Origin of the sequence: Neisseria subflava, from assembly GCF_003044645.1 — a bacterium.
Taxonomy (GTDB): Bacteria; Pseudomonadota; Gammaproteobacteria; order Burkholderiales; family Neisseriaceae; genus Neisseria; species Neisseria subflava_B.
Genome location: NZ_POXL01000001.1, coordinates 68116 through 90719 on the forward strand (window position 1 = coordinate 68116; position 22604 = coordinate 90719).

Genomic DNA, 22604 nt, shown 5'->3' on the forward strand with positions numbered 1-22604 from the left:
ATAAATAAAATCAAGGGAAAGAATTTTAAAGCACCCACCCTACATTGTCAGCGTTTATTTTTACCTAATAGGTAAATCTCACTGGAACGATTGCGGGAAGCATCCGGCTTTCGAGTTTGTACACTGGCAAAAATTTCGCGCATAGCCGCCGTATACTCCTGATAACCCGCACCTTGAAACACCTTCACTAAAAAACTGCCTCCGGTTTTCAAATGTTGGGAGGCAAAATCTAAAGCCAGTTCACACAAATAAAAACTGCGTGCCTGGTCTGTTACGGCATTGCCTGACATATTGGGTGCCATATCACAGATTACAAGGTCTAACGGGCGATTATTCAACAAAGCTTCAAACTGCTCCAAAACAGTATCTTCCCTAAAATCACCCTGAATAAACGACACACCATCAATCGCATCCATCGGTAAAATATCCAAAGCAAACACCGCCCCTGTTTTACCGACCAGCTTGGCCGCCACCTGCGACCAACTACCCGGCGCACTACCCAAATCTGCTAAGACCGTACCCGGCTTAATCAATTTATCTTTCTGATTGATTTCTAATAATTTATAAGCCGCTCGGGCACGATATCCATCCTTTTGTGCCATATGGACATAATGATCGTTGACATGCTCATGCAGCCATGCTTTTGAAGATTTTGAGCGTACAGCCATCTTGATTTGAAATGCTTAAGTTAAAATTAGCATTGTACGTTATTTCCCCCGTAAATGTTCTAAATCGCGTACAATATAGCCATTATTCTTTTTAATTGGATACTTATTAATATGAGCGACAACAAACTAAGCACCAAAGAAATTTTGGCCTTGAAAGCCCAAGCACACCACCTCCACCCTGTCGTTATGGTTGGCCAACAAGGCTTGACCGACTCGGTCATCAAAGAAACCGATGCCGCATTGACAGCGCACGAATTGATTAAAGTCCGTGTTTTTGGCGATGATCGTGCTGAACGTATTGAAATTTGTGATGCACTATGTGAAACACTGGGTGCTCAACTGGTGCAACATATTGGCAAATTACTTGTTTTGTGGCGTAAAAAACCGGACGATAAATAATTTAAAGTGAATAAACAGCAGAAGTATTTTCTCAACCCACTTTATCATATGCCTCTGTTGTATTTATGCAGCATAAAACAAATTATTCCATTATTCTAAGTATAAAAATACAAATACGGTTGCCTGTTTTTGTAAATAACCCCAAAATTACAAAATCATAACGGCCGCACCCTGTCGGCCGATTATTTTATTCTTAATCCTTCACAAAATATAAAAGCAAACCGATGAATGCTCAACAATATGAAGAATCTTTTCTGCTGGCAGAAAAATTAATCACTCAAGATCCACCTGACTTTGCACGAGCCATCCCATTGCTCTGCGAAGCTGCAGAAGCCGGACATATTGAGGCTGCATTTCAGCTGGCAGGATGCCTAATCGAACATCACGAAAATGCGCAAGATTTAGCAATTGCTGTCTCATATCTCAAACAGGCCGCTCAAGCCGGTCACCCATATGCTCGTTACAACCTTCTGCAAATAGAAGAAAGCAGAGGGATTGCAATAGAAGACTTAGTTGACGCCTATCAAGAGCTTGCCGAAGAAGGATTGGCTCCTGCCCAACTGCGCCTGATGCGTTTATATGCAGACAATGGCAATGACCAAGAAGCAGTCAAATGGGCACTGAAAGCTGCCGAACAACAAAATCCTCAGGCACAATACTTCTTAGCCCAGCATTACCAATATTCCAGCTCTCCTGATTTGGAATATTCCCATAAACTTTATCAGCAATCCGCTGCACAGGGATTTATTGCGGCACACTGGCAACTCGGCCTTCAATACAAATTGGGGCAAGGTGTTGCACAAAACCCTGAAAAAGCAATCGAACATTTGCGTATTGCCGCCGATTACGACATTGTTCCAGCGCAAACTTCTCTTGCAGAACTCTTAGCTGTATCAAATCCTGCTGAAGCATTGGAATGGTTTGAAAAAGCTGCCGAACAAGGTGACAGCAATGCGCATGTAGCACTTGCCGAAATCTATCTTCTGGGTAAAAACACCGAACGAGACCCTCAAAAGGCCTATCAGCATGCTAAATTGGCTGCAGATCAAAATGACCCGGAAGGATTGCGTCTTTTAGGCGATATCCATCGCTACGGATTGGGACGAGCAGTTGATGCAGACACCGCGCGTCAATATTATCAACGCTCGGCTGATTTAGGTAATCTTGTCGCTTACCAAAAACTTCTGTCTGACAGCGCATTGAATAACCAGCAAAACTATGAGCTGACGAAAGAAATCGCCCTCCAACGTCAGGAAGCTGAACGCCTGTACAAGCTAGCATTTGCAGCGCACTATGGCTTAAAACGCCAACAAAATTATGCTGAAGCACTGGAGCTATACCTTCAGTCTGCAGAACGAGGGCACAGTAAATCACAAACCAATCTTGGCATGATGTATTACAGCGGACAAGGCGTACCTGTCGATTATGCCCAAGCGGCAAAATGGTTTGAGGCGGCAGCCAAACAAAGGGATACAATGGCTCAATATAATCTTGCCTGTCTGTATTACCACGGCCTGGGTGTAGAGAAAGACATCAATAATGCATGTTTTTGGCTGCAAGAAGCCATCCAACATGGACATGAGCAGCAAGACGTTCTCAAAAAGCTTTTAGCTCAATGGAAGCAATTTCCTCAAAAATCCTCTGCAGTTTAAAGGCCGTCTGAAATTCTCAGACTACTAACAAATGACATGCCCAGCTATTCAACTAGCCTGTGCATGTCATTTTTTAATTTTCCCTTCCTCAATCATCGTACTCTTAAAATTTCACTCTTTCTTAACCTCTTCCAAAATCTTCAGACGGCCCATTCGCTTGTAAAAAATAACACGGTCTGAATTTTCTTTTTCAAACTCGAAGTTTAAATTTAATTTTCGATTTTAGACATATTTTGAAAATTAATTTTCATATTCGAATTTTTTCATCCAAACAACAGAGACTTTTACCGTGTCTGTTTAATATTCTAATTTTAAAACCATCATAAGGGCACTTTTAAAAATCATCAATTCAACCTCTACCCTCCTATTAATATCAACAGCGCGATTTGCCAGTTTGCCCAATTACTGATAGCATTTGCAGATTAGCCAGTTTGCAAAAAATTTTAATTTTTCAGAATTTTCATTGCTTCATATAACGTATTGAAAATATTTAAATAATTAAAATTTTTTCGAATTTGACTCTTGGAATTTTCGTTTATAAGCCGTATTTGTTCACAAACGAAAATATCGGGGTACTACTCCGTCATTGAAAAACACTCAACACAAGGATAGATATTATGTCCACCCAATTACACGATGTTGACCCAATTGAAACCAAAGAATGGTTAGACGCGTTAAGCTCTGTTTTAGAATATGAAGGCAGCGAACGCGCCCAATACCTGCTGGAAAGTTTGGTCAAATACAGCCGTGACAAAGGCATCCGCATGCCTCATGGCACCACTACTCCATATTTGAACACTGTTTCCGTTGAAAACGAAAAAGGCATTCCCGGCGACCAAAACATCGAGCACCGTATTCGTGCTTTCGTACGTTGGAATGCCGCGGCTATCGTATTGCGCGCGGGTAAAAAAGATTTGGAATTGGGTGGGCACATTGCATCTTTCCAATCAGCCGCCACTATGTACGAAGTCGGCTTCAACCACTTCTGGAAAGCCAAAGGCGAAGGCGAAGAAGGCGATTTGGTATTCTTCCAAGGCCACGTTGCCCCTGGCATCTACGCACGCGCTTTCGTTGAAGGCCGTCTGACTGAAGACCAATTGAACAACTTCCGTCAAGAAGTTGCCGGTCATGGTCTGCCTTCTTACCCTCACCCTCACCTGTTGCCTGACTTCTGGCAATTCCCAACCGTATCTATGGGTCTTGGCCCATTGATGGCGATTTACCAAGCACGCTTCCTGAAATACTTGGAATCTCGCGGCCTGGCTAAAACCAAAGGCCGTAAAGTATGGGTATTCTGTGGCGACGGCGAAATGGACGAACCTGAAAGCCAAGGTGCTATTGCTCTGGCTTCACGCGAAGGCTTGGACAACTTGGTATTCGTCATCAACTGTAACCTGCAACGTTTGGACGGTCCAGTACGCGGTAACGGCAAAATCATTCAAGAGCTGGAAGGCAACTTTGCCGGGGCTGGCTGGAATGTTGTGAAAGTCATCTGGGGTCGTCGTTGGGACCGCCTCTTGGCAAAAGACAAAGATGGCATCCTGCGCAAACGTATGGAAGAGTGCTTGGACGGTGACTACCAAACTTACAAATCCAAAGACGGTGCATACGTTCGCGAACACTTCTTCAATACTCCTGAACTGAAAGCATTGGTTGCCGATATGACCGATGATGAAATTTGGGCATTGAACCGCGGCGGCCATGATCCTCAAAAAGTGTACAACGCTTACGACCGCGCAGTGAACCATGCTGATGGCAAACCTACTGTCATTTTGGCTAAAACCATTAAAGGTTACGGCATGGGCGCATCCGGCGAAGGTCAAAACGTTGCCCACCAAGCTAAAAAAATGGACAAAGCGTCTCTGAAACAATTCCGTGACCGCTTTGATATTCCTGTTACCGATGAGCAAATCGACAGCGGCGACCTGCCTTACCTGACTTTTGCTCCCGACAGCGAAGAATACAAATACCTGCATGCACGCCGTGAAGCTTTGGGTGGCTACCTGCCTCAACGTAAACCTACCCAAGAAGTTCTGGAAGTGCCTGAGTTGTCAGCATTTGAGACTCAACTGAAATCCAGCGGTGACCGTGAATTCTCAACCACCATGGCTTTCGTCCGCATCCTGTCTACTTTGCTGAAAGACAAAAAAATCGGCAAACGCGTGGTGCCTATCGTTCCAGATGAAAGCCGTACGTTCGGTATGGAAGGTATGTTCCGTCAATACGGTATTTGGAACCCTAAAGGACAACAATACACCCCTCAAGATAAAGACCAACTGATGTTCTATAAAGAATCTGTTGACGGTCAAATCTTGCAAGAAGGTATTAACGAACCAGGTGCTATGGCTGACTGGATTGCTGCTGCGACCAGCTACGCAAACAACGACTTTGCCATGATTCCTTTCTACATCTACTACTCTATGTTCGGTTTCCAACGAGTTGGCGACTTGGCATGGGCAGCAGGCGATATGCATGCACGAGGTTTCCTGCTGGGTGGTACAGCCGGCCGTACAACACTGAATGGCGAAGGTTTGCAACACGAAGACGGCCACAGCCACATTCAAGCAGACTTGATTCCAAACTGTGTAACTTACGATCCGACATTCCAATATGAAGTAGCCGTTATCGTACACGATGGCTTGCGCCGCATGTATGTTAACCACGAAGACGTGTTCTACTACATCACCCTGATGAATGAAAACTACACTCATCCGGACATGCCTGAAGGCGTAGAACAAGACATCCTGAAAGGTATGTACTTGCTGAAAGCCGGCGGCAAAGGCGATAAAAAAGTCCAATTGATGGGTTCCGGTACCATCCTGCAAGAAGTAATTGCCGGTGCCGAATTGTTGAAAGCCGACTTCGGTGTAGAAGCAGACATCTGGTCTTGCCCATCATTCAACCAGCTGCACCGCGATGCCATCGAAGTGGAACGCTTCAATCGTCTGAACCCATTGGAAACTGCAAAAGTACCGTTTGTTACTTCTCAACTGCAAGGTCATGACGGTCCGGTTATTGCCGCTACCGACTACATCCGCAGCTATGCCGACCGTATCCGCGCCTACATCCCTAACGACTACCACGTCTTGGGTACTGACGGCTTCGGTCGCTCCGACAGCCGCGCCAACCTGCGCAGCTTCTTCGAAGTTGACCGCTACAACGTTGCCGTTGCTGCATTGAGCGCATTGGCCGAGCAAGGCAAAGTCAGCAAAGAAACCGTTCAACAAGCCATTGAAAAATATGGTATCAAAGCCGATTCAGCTCCTAGCTGGAAACGCTAATTGATGTTTCAGACGGCCTGTTTGCTTCATTCAGACATCAGGCCGTCTGAAAACCGAATACTTGAATGGTTTGAACAAACTGTACCGATGTCGTAAGAAACAGTTTTCAGACGACATCAAACTGAAAATGTTAAAGGAACTCAAATGAGTATCGTAGAAATCAAAGTCCCTGATATCGGCGGTCATGAAAACGTCGACATCATCGCCGTAGAAGTCAAAGCGGGCGACACCATCGCCGTTGACGACACCCTGATTACGTTGGAAACCGATAAAGCCACTATGGATGTACCTGCTGATGCAGCCGGCGTCGTGAAAGAAGTTAAAGTTAAAGTGGGCGATAAAATCTCTGAAGGCGGCGTGATTCTGACCGTTGAAACCGGTGCTGCCGCTGCTGATGCCGCTCCGGCTCCTGCAGCAGAAGCTCCTGCTGCTCCAGCTGCCGCGCCTGCAGCCGCTCCTGCCGGTGGCGCTACCGTACAAGTTGTTGTACCTGATATCGGCGGCCACTCTGACGTAGACGTTATTGCCGTTGAAGTTAAAGTCGGCGACACTGTTGCCGTTGACGACACCCTGATTACTTTGGAAACCGACAAAGCCACCATGGACGTACCATGTACCGAAGCCGGTGTAGTTAAAGCCGTATTCCTGAAAGTTGGCGACAAAGTATCCGAAGGCTCTGCCATTATCGAAGTAGAAACTGCCGGCTCTGCCGCAGCAGCCCCTGCTCCTGCCGCTCAAGCTGCCACACCTGCACCAGCCGCTGCTCCTACTGCTGCTCCCGCACCAGCCGCTGCGCCTGCACCTTCTGCACCTGCAGCTGCCAAAATCGACGAAGCTGCATTTGCCAAAGCCCATGCAGGTCCTTCCGCGCGCAAACTGGCGCGTGAATTGGGCGTAGATTTGGGTCAAGTTAAAGGTACCGGTCTGAAAGGCCGTATCATGGGCGAAGACGTTAAAGCCTTCGTTAAATCCGTTATGCAAAGCGGTGCAGGCAAACCTGCCGCTGCCTCTTTGGGCGGTGGTCTGGACTTGTTGCCATGGCCTAAAGTTGACTTCTCTAAATTCGGCAGCGTCGAAGTTAAAGAACTGTCTCGTATTAAGAAAATCTCCGGTCAAAACCTGTCTCGCAACTGGGTTGTGATTCCTCACGTTACCGTACACGAAGAAGCGGACATGACCGAATTGGAAGAATTCCGCAAACAACTGAACAAAGAATGGGAACGCGAAGGTGTGAAACTGTCCCCATTGGCGTTCATCATCAAAGCCTCTGTTGCTGCGCTGAAAGCCTTCCCTGAATTCAACGCCTCTCTGGATGGCGACAACCTGGTGCTGAAAAACTACTTCAACATCGGTTTTGCAGCCGACACGCCAAACGGCTTGGTTGTTCCAGTCATCAAAGATGTGGATCAAAAAGGCTTGAAACAAATCAGCCAAGAGCTGACCGAATTGTCTAAAAAAGCCCGTGAAGGCAAGCTCAAACCACAAGAAATGCAAGGCGCATGCTTTACCATTTCCAGCTTGGGCGGTATCGGCGGTACAGGCTTCACGCCAATCGTGAATGCTCCTGAAGTTGCTATCTTGGGCGTGTGCAAATCCCAAATCAAACCGGTTTGGAACGGCAAAGAATTCGCTCCTCGCCTGATGTGCCCATTGAGCCTGTCCTTCGACCACCGAGTCATCGACGGTGCCGCCGGTATGCGCTTTACCGTATTCCTGGCTAACCTGTTGAAAGACTTCCGCCGCATTACTCTATAATCCGAGCATTTTCAGACGGCCTTTTTACTCAGGCCGTCTGAAAAAAGAAGTCCGAACATCATTCAGAAAGATTAGACATGAGCTTAGTTGAATTAAAAGTGCCCGACATTGGCGGTCACGAAAACGTAGATATTATTGCGGTTGAAGTAAATGTAGGCGACACCATTGCTGTGGACGATACCCTGATTACTTTGGAAACCGATAAAGCCACTATGGACGTACCTGCCGAAGTTGCAGGTGTCGTTAAAGAAGTTAAAGTTAAAGTGGGCGACAAAATCTCTGAAGGCGGTTTGATTGTTGTCGTTGAAGCAGAAGGTGCAGCTGCTGCTCCTAAAGCCGAAGCACCAGCTGCTCCTGCACAAGAAGCCCCTAAAGCAGCCGCTCCTGCTCCTCAAGCTGCTCAATTTGGCGGTTCTGCCGATGCCGAATACGACGTAGTTGTATTGGGTGGCGGCCCTGGCGGTTATTCTGCTGCATTTGCCGCTGCTGACGAAGGCTTGAAAGTTGCCATCGTCGAGCGTTACAAAACTTTGGGCGGCGTTTGCTTGAACGTCGGCTGTATCCCTTCAAAAGCTCTGTTGCACAATGCGGCCGTTATCGATGAAGTACGTCACTTGGCTGCCAACGGTATCAAATACCCTGAGCCTGAACTCGATATCGATATGCTGCGCGGCTACAAAGACGGCGTAGTTTCCCGCTTGACTACCGGTTTGGCAGGCATGGCTAAAGGCCGTAAAGTAGACATTATCCAAGGTGACGGCCAATTCTTGGATCCGCACCACTTGGAAGTTTCTCTGACGACCAGCGAAGTGTACGAACAAGCTACGCCTACCGGCGAGAAAAAAATCGTTGCCTTCAAAAACTGTATCATTGCAGCAGGTAGCCGCGTAACCAAACTGCCTTTCATCCCTGAAGATCCACGCATCATCGATTCCAGCGGCGCTTTGGCTTTGAAAGAAGTACCGGGCAAACTATTGATCATCGGCGGCGGTATTATTGGTCTCGAAATGGGTACGGTTTACAGCACTCTGGGTTCTCGCCTGGATGTGGTTGAAATGATGGACGGCCTGATGCAAGGTGCAGATCGCGACTTGGTTAAAGTATGGCAAAAACAAAACGAATACCGTTTTGACAACATCATGATCAACACCAAAACCGTTGCTGTCGAGCCTAAAGAAGACGGCGTTTACGTTACCTTCGAAGGTGCAAATGCACCTAAAGAACCACAACGTTACGATGCCGTACTGGTGGCTGCCGGTCGTGCGCCTAACGGTAAACTCATCAGCGCTGAAAAAGCTGGTGTTACCGTTACCGATCGCGGCTTTATCGAAGTAGACAAACAAATGCGTACCAACGTGCCGCACATCTACGCTATCGGCGATATCGTCGGTCAACCAATGTTGGCACACAAAGCCGTTCACGAAGGTCACGTTGCCGCTGAAAACTGTGCCGGCCACAAAGCCTACTTCGACGCACGCGTTATCCCAGGCGTTGCCTACACTTCTCCTGAAGTGGCATGGGTTGGCGAAACCGAGTTGTCTGCCAAAGCTTCCGGCCGCAAAATCACTAAAGCCAACTTCCCATGGGCTGCTTCCGGCCGTGCGATTGCCAACGGTTGCGACAATGGTTTCACTAAGCTGATTTTTGATGCTGAAACCGGCCGCATCATCGGTGGCGGTATCGTTGGTCCTAACGGCGGCGATATGATCGGCGAAGTCTGCTTGGCGATTGAAATGGGCTGTGATGCAGCCGATATCGGTAAAACCATCCACCCACACCCAACCCTGGGCGAATCCATCGGTATGGCTGCGGAAGTGGCATTGGGCGTATGTACCGACCTGCCTGCTCAGAAAAAGAAATAAGTTCACTCAAATAAAATTTGAACAAACTTGATGGAACAAAGGCCGTCTGAATGTTTCAGACGGCCTTTTCACAAATAAGGAGACTCAATATGAAAAAAATCGAAGCTATTATCAAACCTTTCAAACTCGACGATGTACGCGAAATCCTAACTGAAATCGGCATTACCGGCATGACTGTCAGCGAAGTCAAAGGTTTCGGCCGCCAAAAAGGCCACACGGAAATTTATCGTGGCGCAGAATACGCGGTTGATTTCCTGCCTAAAGTGAAAATCGAATTGGTATTGGCTGACGATAAAGTCGATCAGGCTGTTGATGCCATTTTAGAAACCGCACATTCCGGCAAAATCGGTGACGGTAAAATCTTTATTTATCCAGTTGAAGAGGCTATCCGTATCCGTACCGGAGAACGCTCAGAAGCAGCGCTTTAATAGAAATCGCAAAATACAGAATACAAATGCCGTCTGAAAAAAGTCATGACTTGTTTTAATCAAGACTTATTTCTCAGACGGCATTATTTTAATAACAACAACCATCCATTTTCTAAAGTCTATCCAAATAAACCGGTTACCGAAAAACTCACGCCATCAAGTATGGAGGAATTCAAGACAATGCTTCCCTTGACCTTCATGAACGACTTTACCGTATCAAATAACTCTTTCCAAAGTAGTGCTTACCCAATCCCATACTTGCAAAACCTCAATACCCTCCTTTTAAAATCAAATTCCTTGTATTTTTTTCCTATTCTTATTGTTGCCTAACTTTTCAGACGACCCCTTTCTTTATCCAAACTCCGTTATAATGACAGCTTTAAAATTAATTTATCCAAAGACAGTCTTATCATGAAACACATCCACATTATCGGTATCGGCGGCACATTTATGGGCGGCGTAGCGGCTATTGCCAAAGAAGCAGGTTTTAAAGTCAGCGGTTGCGACGCAAAGATGTATCCGCCGATGAGCACCCAGCTCGAAGCCTTGGGCATTGACGTACACGAAGGTTTTGATGCTGCTCAATTGAACGAATTTAAAGCCGATATTTACGTTATCGGTAATGTTGCCAAACGCGGCATGTATGTAATTGAAGCCATTTTGAACAAAGGCCTGCCTTATATTTCCGGCCCGCAATGGCTGGCTGAAAACGTATTACACCAGCACTGGGTACTCGGCGTGGCGGGGACGCACGGCAAAACGACCACAGCCTCCATGCTGGCATGGGTCTTGGAATATGCCGGCCTTGCGCCGGGCTTCCTCATCGGCGGAGTACCGGAAAACTTCAGCGTTTCCGCCCGTCTGCCGCAAACGCCGCGCCAAGACCCTAACTCAAAATCCCCATTCTTCGTTATCGAAGCCGACGAATACGATACCGCCTTTTTTGACAAACGCTCCAAATTCGTACACTACCGTCCGCGTACCGCCATTTTGAACAATCTGGAATTCGACCACGCTGACATTTTTGCCGATTTGGGCGCCATTCAAACCCAATTCCATCATTTGGTACGCACCGTGCCGTCTGAAGGCCTCATCGTCTGCAACGGCCAGCAGCAAAGCCTGCAAGATACTTTAGACAAAGGCTGCTGGACGCCCGTAGAAAAATTCGGTACCGAACAAGGCTGGCAAGTTGGTAGCGTCCATGCCGACGGCTCGTTTGACGTACGCCATCACGGCGAAACGGTCGGACACGTCGCTTGGGAACTGATGGGCGAACACAACCGCATGAACGCGCTCGCTGTCATCGCTGCCGCGCGTCATGCCGGAGTCGATATTCAGACGGCCTGCGAAGCCTTGAGTGCATTTAAAAACGTCAAACGCCGTATGGAAATCAAAGGCACGGTGAATGGCATCACTGTTTACGATGACTTCGCCCACCATCCGACCGCCATCGAAACCACTATCGAAGGTCTGCGCCAACGTATCGGTAACGCACGCATCATCGCCATCCTCGAGCCGCGTTCCAATACCATGAAACTCGGCACCATGAAAGCCGCTCTGCCCGCAAGTTTAAATGATGCAGACCAAGTATTCTGCTACGCCGGCGGCGTGGACTGGGATGTTGCCGAAGCCCTCGCGCCTTTAGGCAGCAAGCTGCACGTCGGCAAAGACTTCGATGCCTTTGTTGCCGAAATCGTGAAAAATGCCGAAGCAGGCGATCATATTTTGGTCATGAGCAACGGCGGTTTCGGCGGAATACACGGAAAACTGTTAGAAGCATTGAAATAATGCCTTCTCCAATAACTAAGGCCGTCTGAAAAGTTTTCAGACGGCCTTTTATCATGTGCTAATTAAAATCTATTAGTAATACCCAAATAGCACTCATCCATTATTAGTCCATACATACTTGCTCAAGACCATTTTTCCATTATGCATTGCCAATCCTACCCAAAATCTGATAATAATGCAGACAACATCTAAGCCGTGCATATATCATGAAACACAAAACTGCCTTTAAGCCCATAGTTCTCAGTATTGCGCTTTCCATCCTTCTGATTACAACAGCGGTATTTTTTGCCCGTCATCACAACTCTATTCCAAGCATTGACACCGTTTTCCTACAACAAGAGATTACCGAACCCGAAGGACCATCACCGAAAATCGTACAATCTGCACGAAACCAAATTGGCAAAACCCTTCGTTACGACCCTGCTTACACCAAGCTCAAATATCCAATGGGCAATGTACCGATGGAAAAAGGCGTTTGCACAGACGTGGTCATCCGTGCCTTGCGCGACCAAAATATCGATTTGCAAGAGCTTGTTCATCAAGACATGAGCCGCAACTTTTCCGTTTATCCGAAACGCTGGGGATTAAAACAGCCGGACACTAATATCGATCACCGCCGCGTCCCTAACCTAATGACTTATTTCATGCGCCAAGGCTGGGCCGTTCAAGATACAAACTATCAGGCTGGCGATATTGTAATTTGGGAACTGAAAGGCAACCGTCCCCATATCGGCATCGTCTCCGATCGAAAAATCGGCGATAGGCCTCTGATTATCCATAATATCGGTTTAGGAACCCGTGAAGACGATATCCTCTACCGCTACACCATCACTGGACATTTCAGGCTTCCCGTTCAATAAATCCTGGTGCTAAGCTCTAAATACCTAGTTTTGCATCTGAAAAGCCATAGAGCAATAAAAAAGACCGTCTGAAACCATTTCAGACGGCCTTTTACTTTTACCTAACCCTCTTTATTTAACCACAACCGCCGCATTTACCGCAGCCGCTGCTGCAGTCGCGTTTTTTCGGTTTGAATACGAATTTTCGCAAGAGGAAGAATACGCAGGCAAGCATAATCAAGCCGACGATAATATATTGAGTCATGATGATAGTATCCTTGAAGAAATTTGGTAAACCACGAATGCGGCAAAATAAGCCATCAGGAACAAATAGCCTGTAATCATAAGCATATTTTTCGTGGATTTGGTTTCGCGTCTAATCACGGTCAAAGTCGCGGCACACATCGGAGCATACACATACCAAGCCAAGAAGGCAAAGGCGGTCGGCAAGCCCCAGTTGTTGTGTATGATGGGAATTAATGCGTTTTGTACGGCATCTTCAGACGACGCGCTGACGGCATAAACGGTACCCAATGCGGCAACGACCACTTCGCGCGCGGCAATACCCGGAATCATGGCGATACACATTTCCCAAGTAAAACCCAAAGGTGCAAAAAACGGCTGAATAGCATGACCAAGCGTACCTGCCAAGCTGTAATCGATGGCGGCACCGGTTGCGCCTTCAGGCGGTTGCGGCCAGCTTACCAAGCCCCACAAGACCACGGCCAACGCAAAAATGATGGTACCCGCGCGTTTCAGGAAGGCTTTTACCCTATCCCACAAGCTGGTCATGATGTGTTTGAAGTTAGGCGTACGGAAAGTCGGCAATTCCATCAAAAGTGGGAATTGTTGCACATTGCCTTTCATCCGCGCCAAGCGTTTCATGATATACGCTGCCAATGCAGCCGACAGAATGCCTACGATATAAAGAATAAACAATGTCAGGCCTTGCAGGTTGAAAATCCCACCCACTGTACGGTCAGGAATAACAGCGGCGATAATCAGCGCATACACCGGCAAACGTGCGGAACAAGTCAGCAACGGCGCAACCGCGATGGTAACAAGGCGTTCGCGCGGGTCGTTAATGGTACGCGCCGACATCACGGCAGGAACGGCACAGGCAAAGCTGGACAAAAGGGGAATAAACGAACGGCCGGACAAACCGCTTTTTGCCATGATGTTATCCAGCAGGAAGGCTGCACGCGGCAGATAGCCTGAGTCTTCCAATAGCAGGATAAAGGCAAACAAAATCGTAATCTGCGGCAGGAACACCAACACGCTGCCCAAACCGGCAATGACGCCGTTGACGAGCAAGTCGCTGAGGATGCCCGGCTCCATGTTGGCGCCTATCCATTCGCCCAGCGCGGTAAAGCCGCCTTCGATGGCGTCCATAATCGGCGCCGCCCATGTGTAAACCGCTTGGAACACCATAAACAGGATGACCAGCAGCATAATCATGCCCCAGACGGGGTGCAGCACGATGTCGTCGAGTTTTTTGTGCCATGCGGGCAGCGTCATCTGGGTGCGTACCACTTGTGCCAAAATCGATTCGACTTCTTGATAAAGTTTGTCGCTATCCAGCGCATCGAGCGTGCGTTCGGCAGAGGCGGGGTTTGCGGGGAAAGAGCGTTTGCGCGGCAGCTTCGCCACGGCTTCGCGTACAGCCTGTACACCCGACGCGCTCACTGCAACTGTTTCCAAAACAGGTGCATCCAACAACTCGCTCAGTTTGGCCGCGTCGATATTCAAGCCCCTTTTGCGGGCCACGTCGCTCAAATTCAGCGACACCACCATAGGCAGTCCCAGCGTTTTCAGTTCCAAAATCATGCGCAGGGTCATACGCAGGTTGGTCGCGTCGGCAACGGCAATAATGGCATCGGGCGGAATGCCCATCTTGCCTACCATTACATCTTTCGCCACCGCTTCGTCGGGGCTGGTCGTGCGTAGGCTGTATGTGCCCGGCAGGTCGATAATGCGGACGGCCTCGTCGTCGAGGAAGGCGCCCTCGCGCTTATCGACAGTTACGCCCGGATAATTGGCAACCTTGGCATGTGAGCCGGTCAAACCGTTGAACAAAACGGTTTTGCCGCAGTTTGGCGCGCCAATCAAGGCAAAATAGCTTAGTTCCATCATTTTTCCTTATTCTTTCAGACGGCCTTAAACGGCCTCAACGATACGACACATAATCTTCCCGGCCTCTTCCAACCGCAGGGAAAATTGGGATTGATTGCCCAAGCGTACTGCAAACGGTCCTCTTCCAAAACCGCCCACGGCAATCACTTGCAACGGCATTCCGCTGGAAAAACCCAAATCCGCAAGACGACGGGTTACCAAGGAATCCAATTCACCAAAAACAGGGTTGGAAATAATAGAATCAATATGTACGACTGCGCCTTTTTTCAGGCGCGACAAAGGAATGGTAGACATAAGCCTCTCTTTTCATTTGTTTTAAAATCAGATTATTGAAAAAACGTGAGAAGTGTGGCGAATGTGCGGCACATTTGAAAGATTGGTTATGAATGGCTATTTGCCCCTTCTTTCGATAAGTGCGGTTTGTTTTAAGTATTGTTATTTTTTTGCTAATGATAAAACTTATTAATACAAAAATCAACTGTAGGCAGGAGAATTAAAAAAGCAGAAATCCTTTGATTGTTTGGGTTTCAGCCTTTATATACACTCGATAAACTAAAGGCCGTCTGAAAAGTTTCAGACGGCCTTCAAAATAAAAAACCGAATAGAATCGGTTTTTTATTCCTATTCAGGAAAAAACGCTCAATTACAGAGCATCTTTTAATGCTTTACCGGCACGGAATTTAGGCGTTTTAGCAGCAGCAATAGTCAAAGGCTCGCCAGTTTTAGGGTTGCGGCCTTGACGTTCGGCGCGTTCGCCGACGTAGAAAGTACCGAAACCGACCAGAGTAACAGTGTCGCCGTTTTTCAACGCATTGGTTACGGCATTAGTAGTAGCATCCAAAGCTTTTTGCGCAGCAGATTTGGAAATGCCGGCTTCTTGAGCAATTGCTTCGATCAATTCAGACTTATTCACAATTAGTCCCTTCCTATCGTAAAAAATGATGAAATGCCCGAATACTCGGGGCTTAAGCACTTTTAAAGCACATACGCACTTTATAGCAATTCTGAAATTATCATGTCAAGTAAAAGATGTGGAATTGCCCTATTTTTGTGGCATTCAGGGCAAAACCACATTTTTTGCAACATCAGACGACCAACTTAATGCTTGGTTGCTTTTGTTCTTGACTTCGTCTTAGAAGTTTGCGGGGTCTCAGCATCCGCCAATTCAGCCGCCCATTGCTCAGGCTGAGCTGCCAAACCCAAAGCCAACACTTCATCAATCCATTTGACCGGATGAATGGTCAGACCGGTTTTGACATTTTCAGGGATTTCTTCCAAATCTTTGACGTTGTCTTTTGGAATCAATACATGCTTGATACCGCCGCGCAAAGCAGCCAGCAGTTTTTCTTTCAAACCGCCGATAGGCAAGACTTCGCCACGCAAAGTGATTTCGCCGGTCATCGCCACATCTGCACGCACCGGAATTTTGGTGAAAGCAGAAACCATCGCCAAAGTCATGGCGATACCTGCGCTCGGACCGTCTTTCGGCGTCGCACCTTCAGGCACATGGACGTGAATGTCTTTCTTCTCGTAAAAATCAGGAGCCAAACCCACTGATTCAGCACGGGAACGGACAACCGACCATGCAGCCGATACCGATTCTTTCATAACATCGCCCAGTTGGCCGGTACATTGAATCGTACCTTTGCCCGGCAAAGCTACTGCCTCAACAGTCAACAACTCGCCACCGACTTCGGTCCAAGCCAAACCGGTTACCTGACCGATGCGGTTTTCGCTTTCGGCCACACCATAGTCGAAACGGCGCACGCCCAGATAGTCATGCAGATTTTTCTCAGTAACTTTAATTGCTTTAGGCTTGGCCTTGCTTACTGTTTTGGATTTGGACGCTTTTTTCTTGTCCTCATTCAAAGTAACCTGCATCACCACTTTACGGCAGATTTTGGCAATTTCGCGATCCAACGAGCGGACACCGGCCTCACGGGTGTAGTAACGGATAATATCGCGCACCGCACTTTCATCAACCACCAACTCGCCCTCTTTCACACCATTGCGCTTCATTTGTTTCGGCACAAGGTATTGCATGGCGATATTGATTTTTTCGTCTTCCGTATAACCGGACAGACGGATGATTTCCATACGGTCAAGCAGCGGAGTCGGGATATTCAAGCTGTTTGAAGTGGCAATAAACATCACATCGCTCAAATCATAATCGACTTCGGCATAATGGTCGGCGAACTTATTGTTTTGCTCAGGATCGAGCACTTCAAGCAATGCACTGGCCGGATCACCACGGAAATCGCTGCCCATCTTGTCGATTTCATCAAGCAGAAACAATGGGTTCTTCACACCCGCTTTCGCCATGTTTTGCAGGATTTTGCCCGGCATAGAGCCGATATAGGTACGGCGGTGACCGCGGATTTCACTTTCATCACGCACGCCGCCCAATGCCATACGCACATATTGTCGGCCTGTGGCTTTGGCAATCGATTCACCCAAGGAAGTTTTACCTACCCCCGGAGGGCCAACCAAACACAAAATCGGGCCTTTGAGCTTGTCCATACGTTTTTGAACGGCCAAATATTCCAAAATACGCTCTTTGACTTTTTCCAAACCATAATGGTCGGCATTCAAAATCAAATCAGCCTTGGCAATATCTTTGCTGACACGGGATTTTTTCTTCCACGGCAGCTCAAGCAAAGTATCGATATAGTTGCGCACGACGGTAGATTCCGCAGACATCGGCGGCATCATTTTCAGTTTTTTCAATTCAGACAGACATTTTTCTTCAGCCTCTTTGCTCATGCCTGCTTCTTTGATTTTTGCTTCCAACGCATCCAGTTCGCCGCGTTCGTCTTCTTCGCCCAATTCTTTCTGAATCGCTTTTACTTGCTCATTCAAGTAATACTCACGTTGGGATTTTTCCATTTGACGTTTTACACGGCCACGGATGCGTTTCTCGACCTGCATGATATCGAGTTCGGCTTCCAACTGAGCCAGCAGAAATTCCAAACGCTCAACAATGCCGGCAGTCTCCAGCACATATTGACGCTGCTCCAACTTCAGCTGCAAATGCGCGGCAATAGTATCGGCAAGACGGCTGTTGTCATCGATACTGCTGATGGTACTGATAACTTCGGCAGGGATTTTTTTGTTCAATTTCGCATATTGCTCAAATTGAGTCAGCAAGGTACGACGCAAGGCTTCAATTTCGGGATTGTCCTTGTCGCTGTTTTCATCAATCGCCTCAACATGGGATAAAAACAGTCCGCCTGTTTCGTCAACCGTCAATGCGCGCGCACGACGGATGCCTTCTACCAATACTTTCACGGTGCCGTCAGGCAGCTTCAAAACCTGTAAAACTTGGGCAACCGTACCAGTTTGGTGCAAATCTTCAGCTTTAGGGTCTTCTGTATTAGGGTCAAGCTGGGCCAACAGGAAAACCGGATCATCATTGGCCATTGCAGCCTCAAGGGCCGCAATCGATTTAGGACGACCGACGAACAGCGGCAATACCATATGCGGATACACCACGACATCGCGTAAAGGCAAGGTAGCCAGCGCACTGTATTCCTCGAAATATTTGTCTTTTGTCGGCATAGTTAATAATCTCAATCATTGTTAAATCAGAATGTAGCTCAAAATTGGGCTGAAGCGCTCCATTTCAAGACTTGAAAACAGCTTATCCGCACCTATTTTCGAAAACATCATTTTTAATAGCCCGATATGGACGTTTACGATAAAATATATCGGATTTTGGGCCGTCTGAAAACTTTTCAGACGGCCCTGGCAAACCAAACAAGGTAGTAAACCATGACAGACTCAACCGAAAAAAAATCATTAATTGAATTCCCTTGCACCTTTCCTGTAAAAGTCATGGGCGCAGTTCATCCGGAATTTGAATCCGCCATCTTGGAAACCGTGCGTAAACACGCTCCCGATACCGAGCCGCACCACATTACTGCGCGCCCAAGCAGCAAAGGCAACTACACCAGCGCAACCGTCAAAGTAAATGTCGACAACCAAGAGCAGCTCGACAATATCTACCGCGACCTGACTTCACACGAATTGGTAAAAGTGGTGCTGTAATGAAAATCGTGCACAAAGGCTTGGTCGATTACCTGCCGACTTTCGAAGCCATGAAGGCATTTAATGCCTCGCGTGACGAAAACACCGAAGACGAATTATGGGTGGTCGAACATCCGCCCGTATTTACCCAAGGCTTGGCCGGAAAACCCGAACACCTCCTCATTCGCGACGATATTCCCGTTGTCCAAATTGACAGAGGTGGTCAAATTACTTACCACGGCCCCGGTCAATTGGTCGTCTATACGATGATCAATTTCAAACGCCGTAAAACCAGCGTCCGCCATATCGTTTCCGCACTTGAAAATAGCATCATCGCCACCTTGGCAGAATACGGCATCGAAGCAGCCGCTGACCCCAAACGTCCCGGCGTTTATGTCGGCGAGCGTAAAATCGCTTCCCTGGGCCTGCGTATCAAAGACGGCTCCGTTTACCACGGCTTGGCTCTCAATGTGAACATGGATTTAAGTCCGTTTACCCATATCAACCCCTGCGGTTATGCCGGTATGGAAATGACCCAAATTGCCGACTACGTCTCTCCGGCACCCAGTTTGGCAGAGGTTTCAGACAAACTGACCAAGCATTTACAAAAAGAGCTGGCATAAGTCCGTCTGAAAATATTCGACCCCAACACCATCTTTTAACTGCCCCTCTGAACCCACAAGCCCTTAGGTCATAAAGACTACGATAAGCTTTTCAGACGGCCTTTATAACGACAGAAAGAACACATCACCATGAGTGAAGAAGTAAAACACGACCCTAAACGCGGCATCAAACTGAAAGGCGCAGACAAAACTGCACGCATTCCGATTAAAGTTGTTCCATTGGAACAAAAATTGAAAAAGCCCGAATGGATCCGCGCCAAATTACCGGGCAAGAAATTTTTTGAAATCAAAAACATTCTTCGCGAACAAAAAATGCATACCGTATGCGAAGAAGCATCTTGTCCAAATATCAGCGAATGCTTTACCAAGGGTACGGCCACATTCATGATTATGGGCGATATTTGTACCCGCCGCTGCCCATTCTGCGACGTTGGCCATGGCCGCCCCAATATGTTGGATCCTGACGAGCCTAAACACTTGGCCGAATCCGTCAAGTCCATGAACCTGCGCTATGTCGTGATTACTTCCGTCGACCGTGACGACCTGCGTGATGGCGGAGCCCAACACTTCGCCGACTGCATTAAAGCCATCCGCGAAACCAGCCCGAATACCAAAATCGAAATCCTCGTTCCCGATTTCCGCGGCCGTCTGGACATCGCACTGGAAATCTTGGCAGAAACACCGCCCGACGTGATGAACCACAACTTGGAAACCCATCCAAGCCTGTATAAAAAAGCCCGTCCGGGTGCCAACTACCAACATTCCCTCGAGCTTCTGCGCCGCTACAAAGAAATGATGCCACATATCCCGACCAAATCCGGCATCATGGTCGGCTTGGGCGAAACAGACGAGGACGTGCGCGAAATCATGCGCGATATGCGTGCCAACAATATCGAGATGATTACCATCGGCCAATATCTGCAACCTTCAGACGGCCACTTGCCCGTCTTGCGCTATGTAACGCCCGACCAATTCAAAGTTTTTGAAAAAGAAGCATACGAATTAGGCTTTACCAATGCCGCCATCGGCGCAATGGTTCGTTCCAGCTACCACGCAGACGAACAAGCAGCCGAAGCTTTGCGTGAAACCCACGGTGGTTGCAGCCATCACTAAACAATTGTGAATTCTGACGCTATTTGAGACTGAACTACGCTATTTGCGACTTTATAACGCTAAGTTCGACTGGGCAAATATGGATCAACAACCAGTTATTGAAATTGCCGAATTCCCACATGATAATAAATTGTGGCGAATTGATGGGTTAGGGAAGATTTTTTCCCAATTGAAAAATAACAATAACCTGTTTATTGAAGTCTATTTACGCCCAGTTAACTTTCACGATAATTCTGTATATAACTTTGCTAGATTTGATAGCTCTGGTAGAGAAATTCCAGAATATAATCAATTGAAAAAGATTCCTGTTAATATAGGCTTGCTTCCTATTTTAAGAGTGGGATCTCTTTGGATAAAAGGAAAACTTCAAAACAATAATGCAGTTACAGATATAGCCACTCTTAAAAATATTGAAATAAATGCAAATACAGTAGAAATAATTAATAGCAATTACAAAATAAAATATTTAGATTCAAGCAGAAGAGAACAAGAGTGCAAACTATTGTTGCAGAAAAATTTTGCAACAGATGCAAAAGTACCTTTTTCTTGCTTCAAAATTCAAAATGAGAATTACAAATATGGAATAATTATTCCAGTAATAGAAATTATCCGTTTTTATTATGCCTGTTCAACTAGACTAGCTCATTTAACATTTTCTAATCCAGAAGAAATTACAAAAATTTCATATGCGATAGATAATGAAACAGATAAGGTAGTCATTAAATTACCACAACAATATACAGATCAAGAGGCCTTTATTTTAGCAAGAATATTGACTTCAGATATTGCATTGTCTGGATTCTTTCAGATTAAAAACTCCCTAATAAAAATAGGAGTTAACGAACAACCAACTACATTATTATCTACCAATTTCCCATTTATTAATCCAACCAATTTAATGGTTCGCGGTATTAAAATTGTTGATAGATTCTTAGTTACGGAGATTTGTTCTTGTTCGGCTCCTTTTCCCGATATTTCTGTTGATAGGAGTAATGACAATCGAAAGGGAGATAAAAAAACAGATATACCTGATGATAAAAAGAAAGAGTATCGAAGAGAGGGGCGAACTCCCAGTCTCAAGGGAAATTCTATTATTCAAAATCAATATGAATCAGTCAATTGCGTATCAACATTACAATTTAACTTAAACATAAATTGCTTTTCAGATTTAATCGGTAAAAAGATTGAAAAACCCAAAAAGCCCTTTAATGAATACAAAGCACAGAAACTTGCCATAAATGAAAAAATTAATGTAACTAGCTTAGGAGTGGATTTAGGTACATGGAGCCAAACTACAATTGCACCTGCGTCCATTAGCACTTTTAATACCCAATCTGAAAAACAAAATAGGGCTGCCTTAGCTGCGACTTTTGATAATTCCGTACGGGCTATCGAACATTTGAATGAAGAATATTCAGATATTAAGGCAACTATCTACATGTCTAGCTCTCCAGCTTGTGAGTTTGTTCCATTAACTGACTCAGCCCATAAAGCCCAATGGTCGTATCTTGTTTCCAAAACCAAAACAAGGCGTAAGGTATTATTAGGAAAAATTGAGTACAAAGATAAAACATTTTGGTTGATTGAAATTCAAGCTCGAAAAAGTGAACATTTTGTTACGGCGATTATTTATTTTCAGGCAATTGACGAGACAAAGTATCTGACTCAATTATTATATGTCTTAGCAAAACAGCGAGGAATTTGGGATAAAGTTCCAAAAAACTCCAGTTTACAAATTAATACTCTAAAGCATACACATAAAGATATCAAAAACTACGCTCAAAAAATACACAAAAAAATATTAAATTTTATTTTAAAATAAATTAGTCAGTAATTTATAAATTACCAACTCTCTTATTGATAAGGCTGAGGGTATCGTAACTACTATATAGGGGTAATTATTACCATCTGCATTACCATCTGCTAACATAAATGTTAAGTAAATTCTAAAGACACAAAAGAAAAGGGTTCTTTTGATATTTCAAGGTTATGGTTTTTAATCTAAGACATAATATTAACAATTTCTATTTTTAGGTA

Annotated in this window: 18 protein-coding genes; 12 read left to right on the forward strand and 6 right to left on the reverse strand. The window is 46.2% G+C overall.

Features of this window, described 5'->3' with window-relative positions:
• Positions 1-47 precede the first annotated feature (47 nt).
• A complete protein-coding gene (locus DBY97_RS00305) occupies positions 48-668 on the reverse strand; it encodes an RlmE family RNA methyltransferase (protein ID WP_107857078.1) in 621 nt (206 codons plus the stop codon).
• Between the two features lie 111 nt (positions 669-779).
• On the opposite strand from DBY97_RS00305, the gene yhbY reads away from it, so the two are divergent.
• The 8 genes from yhbY (at position 780) to DBY97_RS00345 (ending at position 12693) form a co-directional block, all read left to right on the forward strand.
• Entirely contained in the window at positions 780-1067 is a 288-nt protein-coding gene (gene yhbY, locus DBY97_RS00310) for a ribosome assembly RNA-binding protein YhbY (RefSeq protein ID WP_049333825.1), read from the forward strand.
• A 224-nt stretch (positions 1068-1291) separates the two neighbouring features.
• Positions 1292-2719, forward strand: a complete 1428-nt coding sequence (locus DBY97_RS00315; protein ID WP_107857079.1) for a tetratricopeptide repeat protein — start codon at positions 1292-1294, stop codon at positions 2717-2719.
• Positions 2720-3336: 617 nt separating this feature from the next.
• Positions 3337-6000, forward strand: a complete 2664-nt coding sequence (gene aceE / locus DBY97_RS00320; RefSeq protein ID WP_107857080.1) for a pyruvate dehydrogenase (acetyl-transferring), homodimeric type — start codon at positions 3337-3339, stop codon at positions 5998-6000.
• A gap of 144 nt (positions 6001-6144) precedes the next feature.
• Positions 6145-7755: a dihydrolipoyllysine-residue acetyltransferase gene (gene aceF / locus DBY97_RS00325; RefSeq protein ID WP_107857081.1), complete on the forward strand. Its 1611-nt coding sequence runs from the start codon at positions 6145-6147 to the stop codon at positions 7753-7755.
• Between the two features lie 77 nt (positions 7756-7832).
• The gene (lpdA, locus tag DBY97_RS00330) at positions 7833-9617 is read left to right on the forward strand and encodes a dihydrolipoyl dehydrogenase (RefSeq protein WP_107857082.1); all 1785 of its coding nucleotides are present in this window, start codon (positions 7833-7835) and stop codon (positions 9615-9617) included.
• 89 nt (positions 9618-9706) lie between these two features.
• Complete coding sequence (locus DBY97_RS00335) at positions 9707-10045, forward strand: P-II family nitrogen regulator (RefSeq protein ID WP_003683576.1); 339 nt, start codon at positions 9707-9709, stop codon at positions 10043-10045.
• A gap of 411 nt (positions 10046-10456) precedes the next feature.
• Positions 10457-11833 carry a UDP-N-acetylmuramate:L-alanyl-gamma-D-glutamyl-meso-diaminopimelate ligase gene (gene mpl, locus DBY97_RS00340; RefSeq protein ID WP_107857083.1) on the forward strand — a complete coding sequence of 459 codons (1377 nt, stop codon included), beginning with the start codon at positions 10457-10459 and terminating at the stop codon, positions 11831-11833.
• A 206-nt stretch (positions 11834-12039) separates the two neighbouring features.
• A complete protein-coding gene (locus DBY97_RS00345; protein ID WP_107857084.1) occupies positions 12040-12693 on the forward strand; it encodes a DUF1287 domain-containing protein in 654 nt (217 codons plus the stop codon).
• 115 nt (positions 12694-12808) lie between these two features.
• On the opposite strand, the gene DBY97_RS00350 is transcribed toward DBY97_RS00345, so the two are convergent.
• The 5 genes from DBY97_RS00350 to lon all read right to left on the reverse strand — a co-directional run bounded on the left by DBY97_RS00350 (position 12809) and on the right by lon (position 18363).
• On the reverse strand, positions 12809-12937 hold the full coding sequence (locus DBY97_RS00350; RefSeq protein WP_003683546.1) for a FeoB-associated Cys-rich membrane protein: 129 nt from the start codon (positions 12935-12937) through the stop codon (positions 12809-12811).
• Complete coding sequence (gene feoB, locus DBY97_RS00355) at positions 12934-14802, reverse strand: ferrous iron transporter B (protein WP_049336637.1); 1869 nt, start codon at positions 14800-14802, stop codon at positions 12934-12936. Before feoB ends, DBY97_RS00350 begins: the two co-directional genes overlap by 4 nt.
• Before the next feature lie 27 nt (positions 14803-14829).
• Positions 14830-15099 carry a FeoA family protein gene (locus tag DBY97_RS00360; protein WP_036490759.1) on the reverse strand — a complete coding sequence of 90 codons (270 nt, stop codon included), beginning with the start codon at positions 15097-15099 and terminating at the stop codon, positions 14830-14832.
• Between the two features lie 349 nt (positions 15100-15448).
• Positions 15449-15718 carry an HU family DNA-binding protein gene (locus tag DBY97_RS00365; RefSeq protein WP_003683413.1) on the reverse strand — a complete coding sequence of 90 codons (270 nt, stop codon included), beginning with the start codon at positions 15716-15718 and terminating at the stop codon, positions 15449-15451.
• Positions 15719-15903: 185 nt separating this feature from the next.
• Positions 15904-18363, reverse strand: a complete 2460-nt coding sequence (lon, locus tag DBY97_RS00370; RefSeq protein WP_107857085.1) for an endopeptidase La — start codon at positions 18361-18363, stop codon at positions 15904-15906.
• A gap of 213 nt (positions 18364-18576) precedes the next feature.
• Here lon and DBY97_RS00375 point away from each other — a divergent pair, with 213 nt between their 5' ends.
• From DBY97_RS00375 to DBY97_RS00390, 4 genes are all read left to right on the forward strand, one after another.
• Complete coding sequence (locus DBY97_RS00375; RefSeq protein ID WP_107857086.1) at positions 18577-18852, forward strand: HP0495 family protein; 276 nt, start codon at positions 18577-18579, stop codon at positions 18850-18852.
• A complete protein-coding gene (gene lipB, locus DBY97_RS00380; protein ID WP_049352317.1) occupies positions 18852-19454 on the forward strand; it encodes a lipoyl(octanoyl) transferase LipB in 603 nt (200 codons plus the stop codon). Before DBY97_RS00375 ends, lipB begins: the two co-directional genes overlap by 1 nt.
• Positions 19455-19583: 129 nt before the next feature.
• Entirely contained in the window at positions 19584-20567 is a 984-nt protein-coding gene (gene lipA / locus DBY97_RS00385; RefSeq protein WP_070591250.1) for a lipoyl synthase, read from the forward strand.
• A 79-nt stretch (positions 20568-20646) separates the two neighbouring features.
• A complete protein-coding gene (locus tag DBY97_RS00390) occupies positions 20647-22389 on the forward strand; it encodes a hypothetical protein (protein ID WP_107857087.1) in 1743 nt (580 codons plus the stop codon).
• The last annotated feature ends 215 nt before the right edge of the window (positions 22390-22604 follow it).

Excerpts from the sequence above, each read along its gene's own strand:
- DBY97_RS00305 (WP_107857078.1), bottom strand. The coding sequence starts at position 668 with ATGGCTGTACGCTCAAAATCTTCAAAAGCATGGCTGCATGAGCATGTC.
- yhbY (WP_049333825.1), top strand. The coding sequence starts at position 780 with ATGAGCGACAACAAACTAAGCACCAAAGAAATTTTGGCCTTGAAAGCC.
- DBY97_RS00315 (WP_107857079.1), top strand. The coding sequence starts at position 1,292 with ATGAATGCTCAACAATATGAAGAATCTTTTCTGCTGGCAGAAAAATTA.
- aceE (WP_107857080.1), top strand. The coding sequence starts at position 3,337 with ATGTCCACCCAATTACACGATGTTGACCCAATTGAAACCAAAGAATGG.
- aceF (WP_107857081.1), top strand. The coding sequence starts at position 6,145 with ATGAGTATCGTAGAAATCAAAGTCCCTGATATCGGCGGTCATGAAAAC.
- lpdA (WP_107857082.1), top strand. The coding sequence starts at position 7,833 with ATGAGCTTAGTTGAATTAAAAGTGCCCGACATTGGCGGTCACGAAAAC.
- DBY97_RS00335 (WP_003683576.1), top strand. The coding sequence starts at position 9,707 with ATGAAAAAAATCGAAGCTATTATCAAACCTTTCAAACTCGACGATGTA.
- mpl (WP_107857083.1), top strand. The coding sequence starts at position 10,457 with ATGAAACACATCCACATTATCGGTATCGGCGGCACATTTATGGGCGGC.
- DBY97_RS00345 (WP_107857084.1), top strand. The coding sequence starts at position 12,040 with ATGAAACACAAAACTGCCTTTAAGCCCATAGTTCTCAGTATTGCGCTT.
- DBY97_RS00350 (WP_003683546.1), bottom strand. The coding sequence starts at position 12,937 with ATGACTCAATATATTATCGTCGGCTTGATTATGCTTGCCTGCGTATTC.
- feoB (WP_049336637.1), bottom strand. The coding sequence starts at position 14,802 with ATGGAACTAAGCTATTTTGCCTTGATTGGCGCGCCAAACTGCGGCAAA.
- DBY97_RS00360 (WP_036490759.1), bottom strand. The coding sequence starts at position 15,099 with ATGTCTACCATTCCTTTGTCGCGCCTGAAAAAAGGCGCAGTCGTACAT.
- lon (WP_107857085.1), bottom strand. The coding sequence starts at position 18,363 with ATGCCGACAAAAGACAAATATTTCGAGGAATACAGTGCGCTGGCTACC.
- DBY97_RS00375 (WP_107857086.1), top strand. The coding sequence starts at position 18,577 with ATGACAGACTCAACCGAAAAAAAATCATTAATTGAATTCCCTTGCACC.
- lipB (WP_049352317.1), top strand. The coding sequence starts at position 18,852 with ATGAAAATCGTGCACAAAGGCTTGGTCGATTACCTGCCGACTTTCGAA.
- lipA (WP_070591250.1), top strand. The coding sequence starts at position 19,584 with ATGAGTGAAGAAGTAAAACACGACCCTAAACGCGGCATCAAACTGAAA.
- DBY97_RS00390 (WP_107857087.1), top strand. The coding sequence starts at position 20,647 with ATGGATCAACAACCAGTTATTGAAATTGCCGAATTCCCACATGATAAT.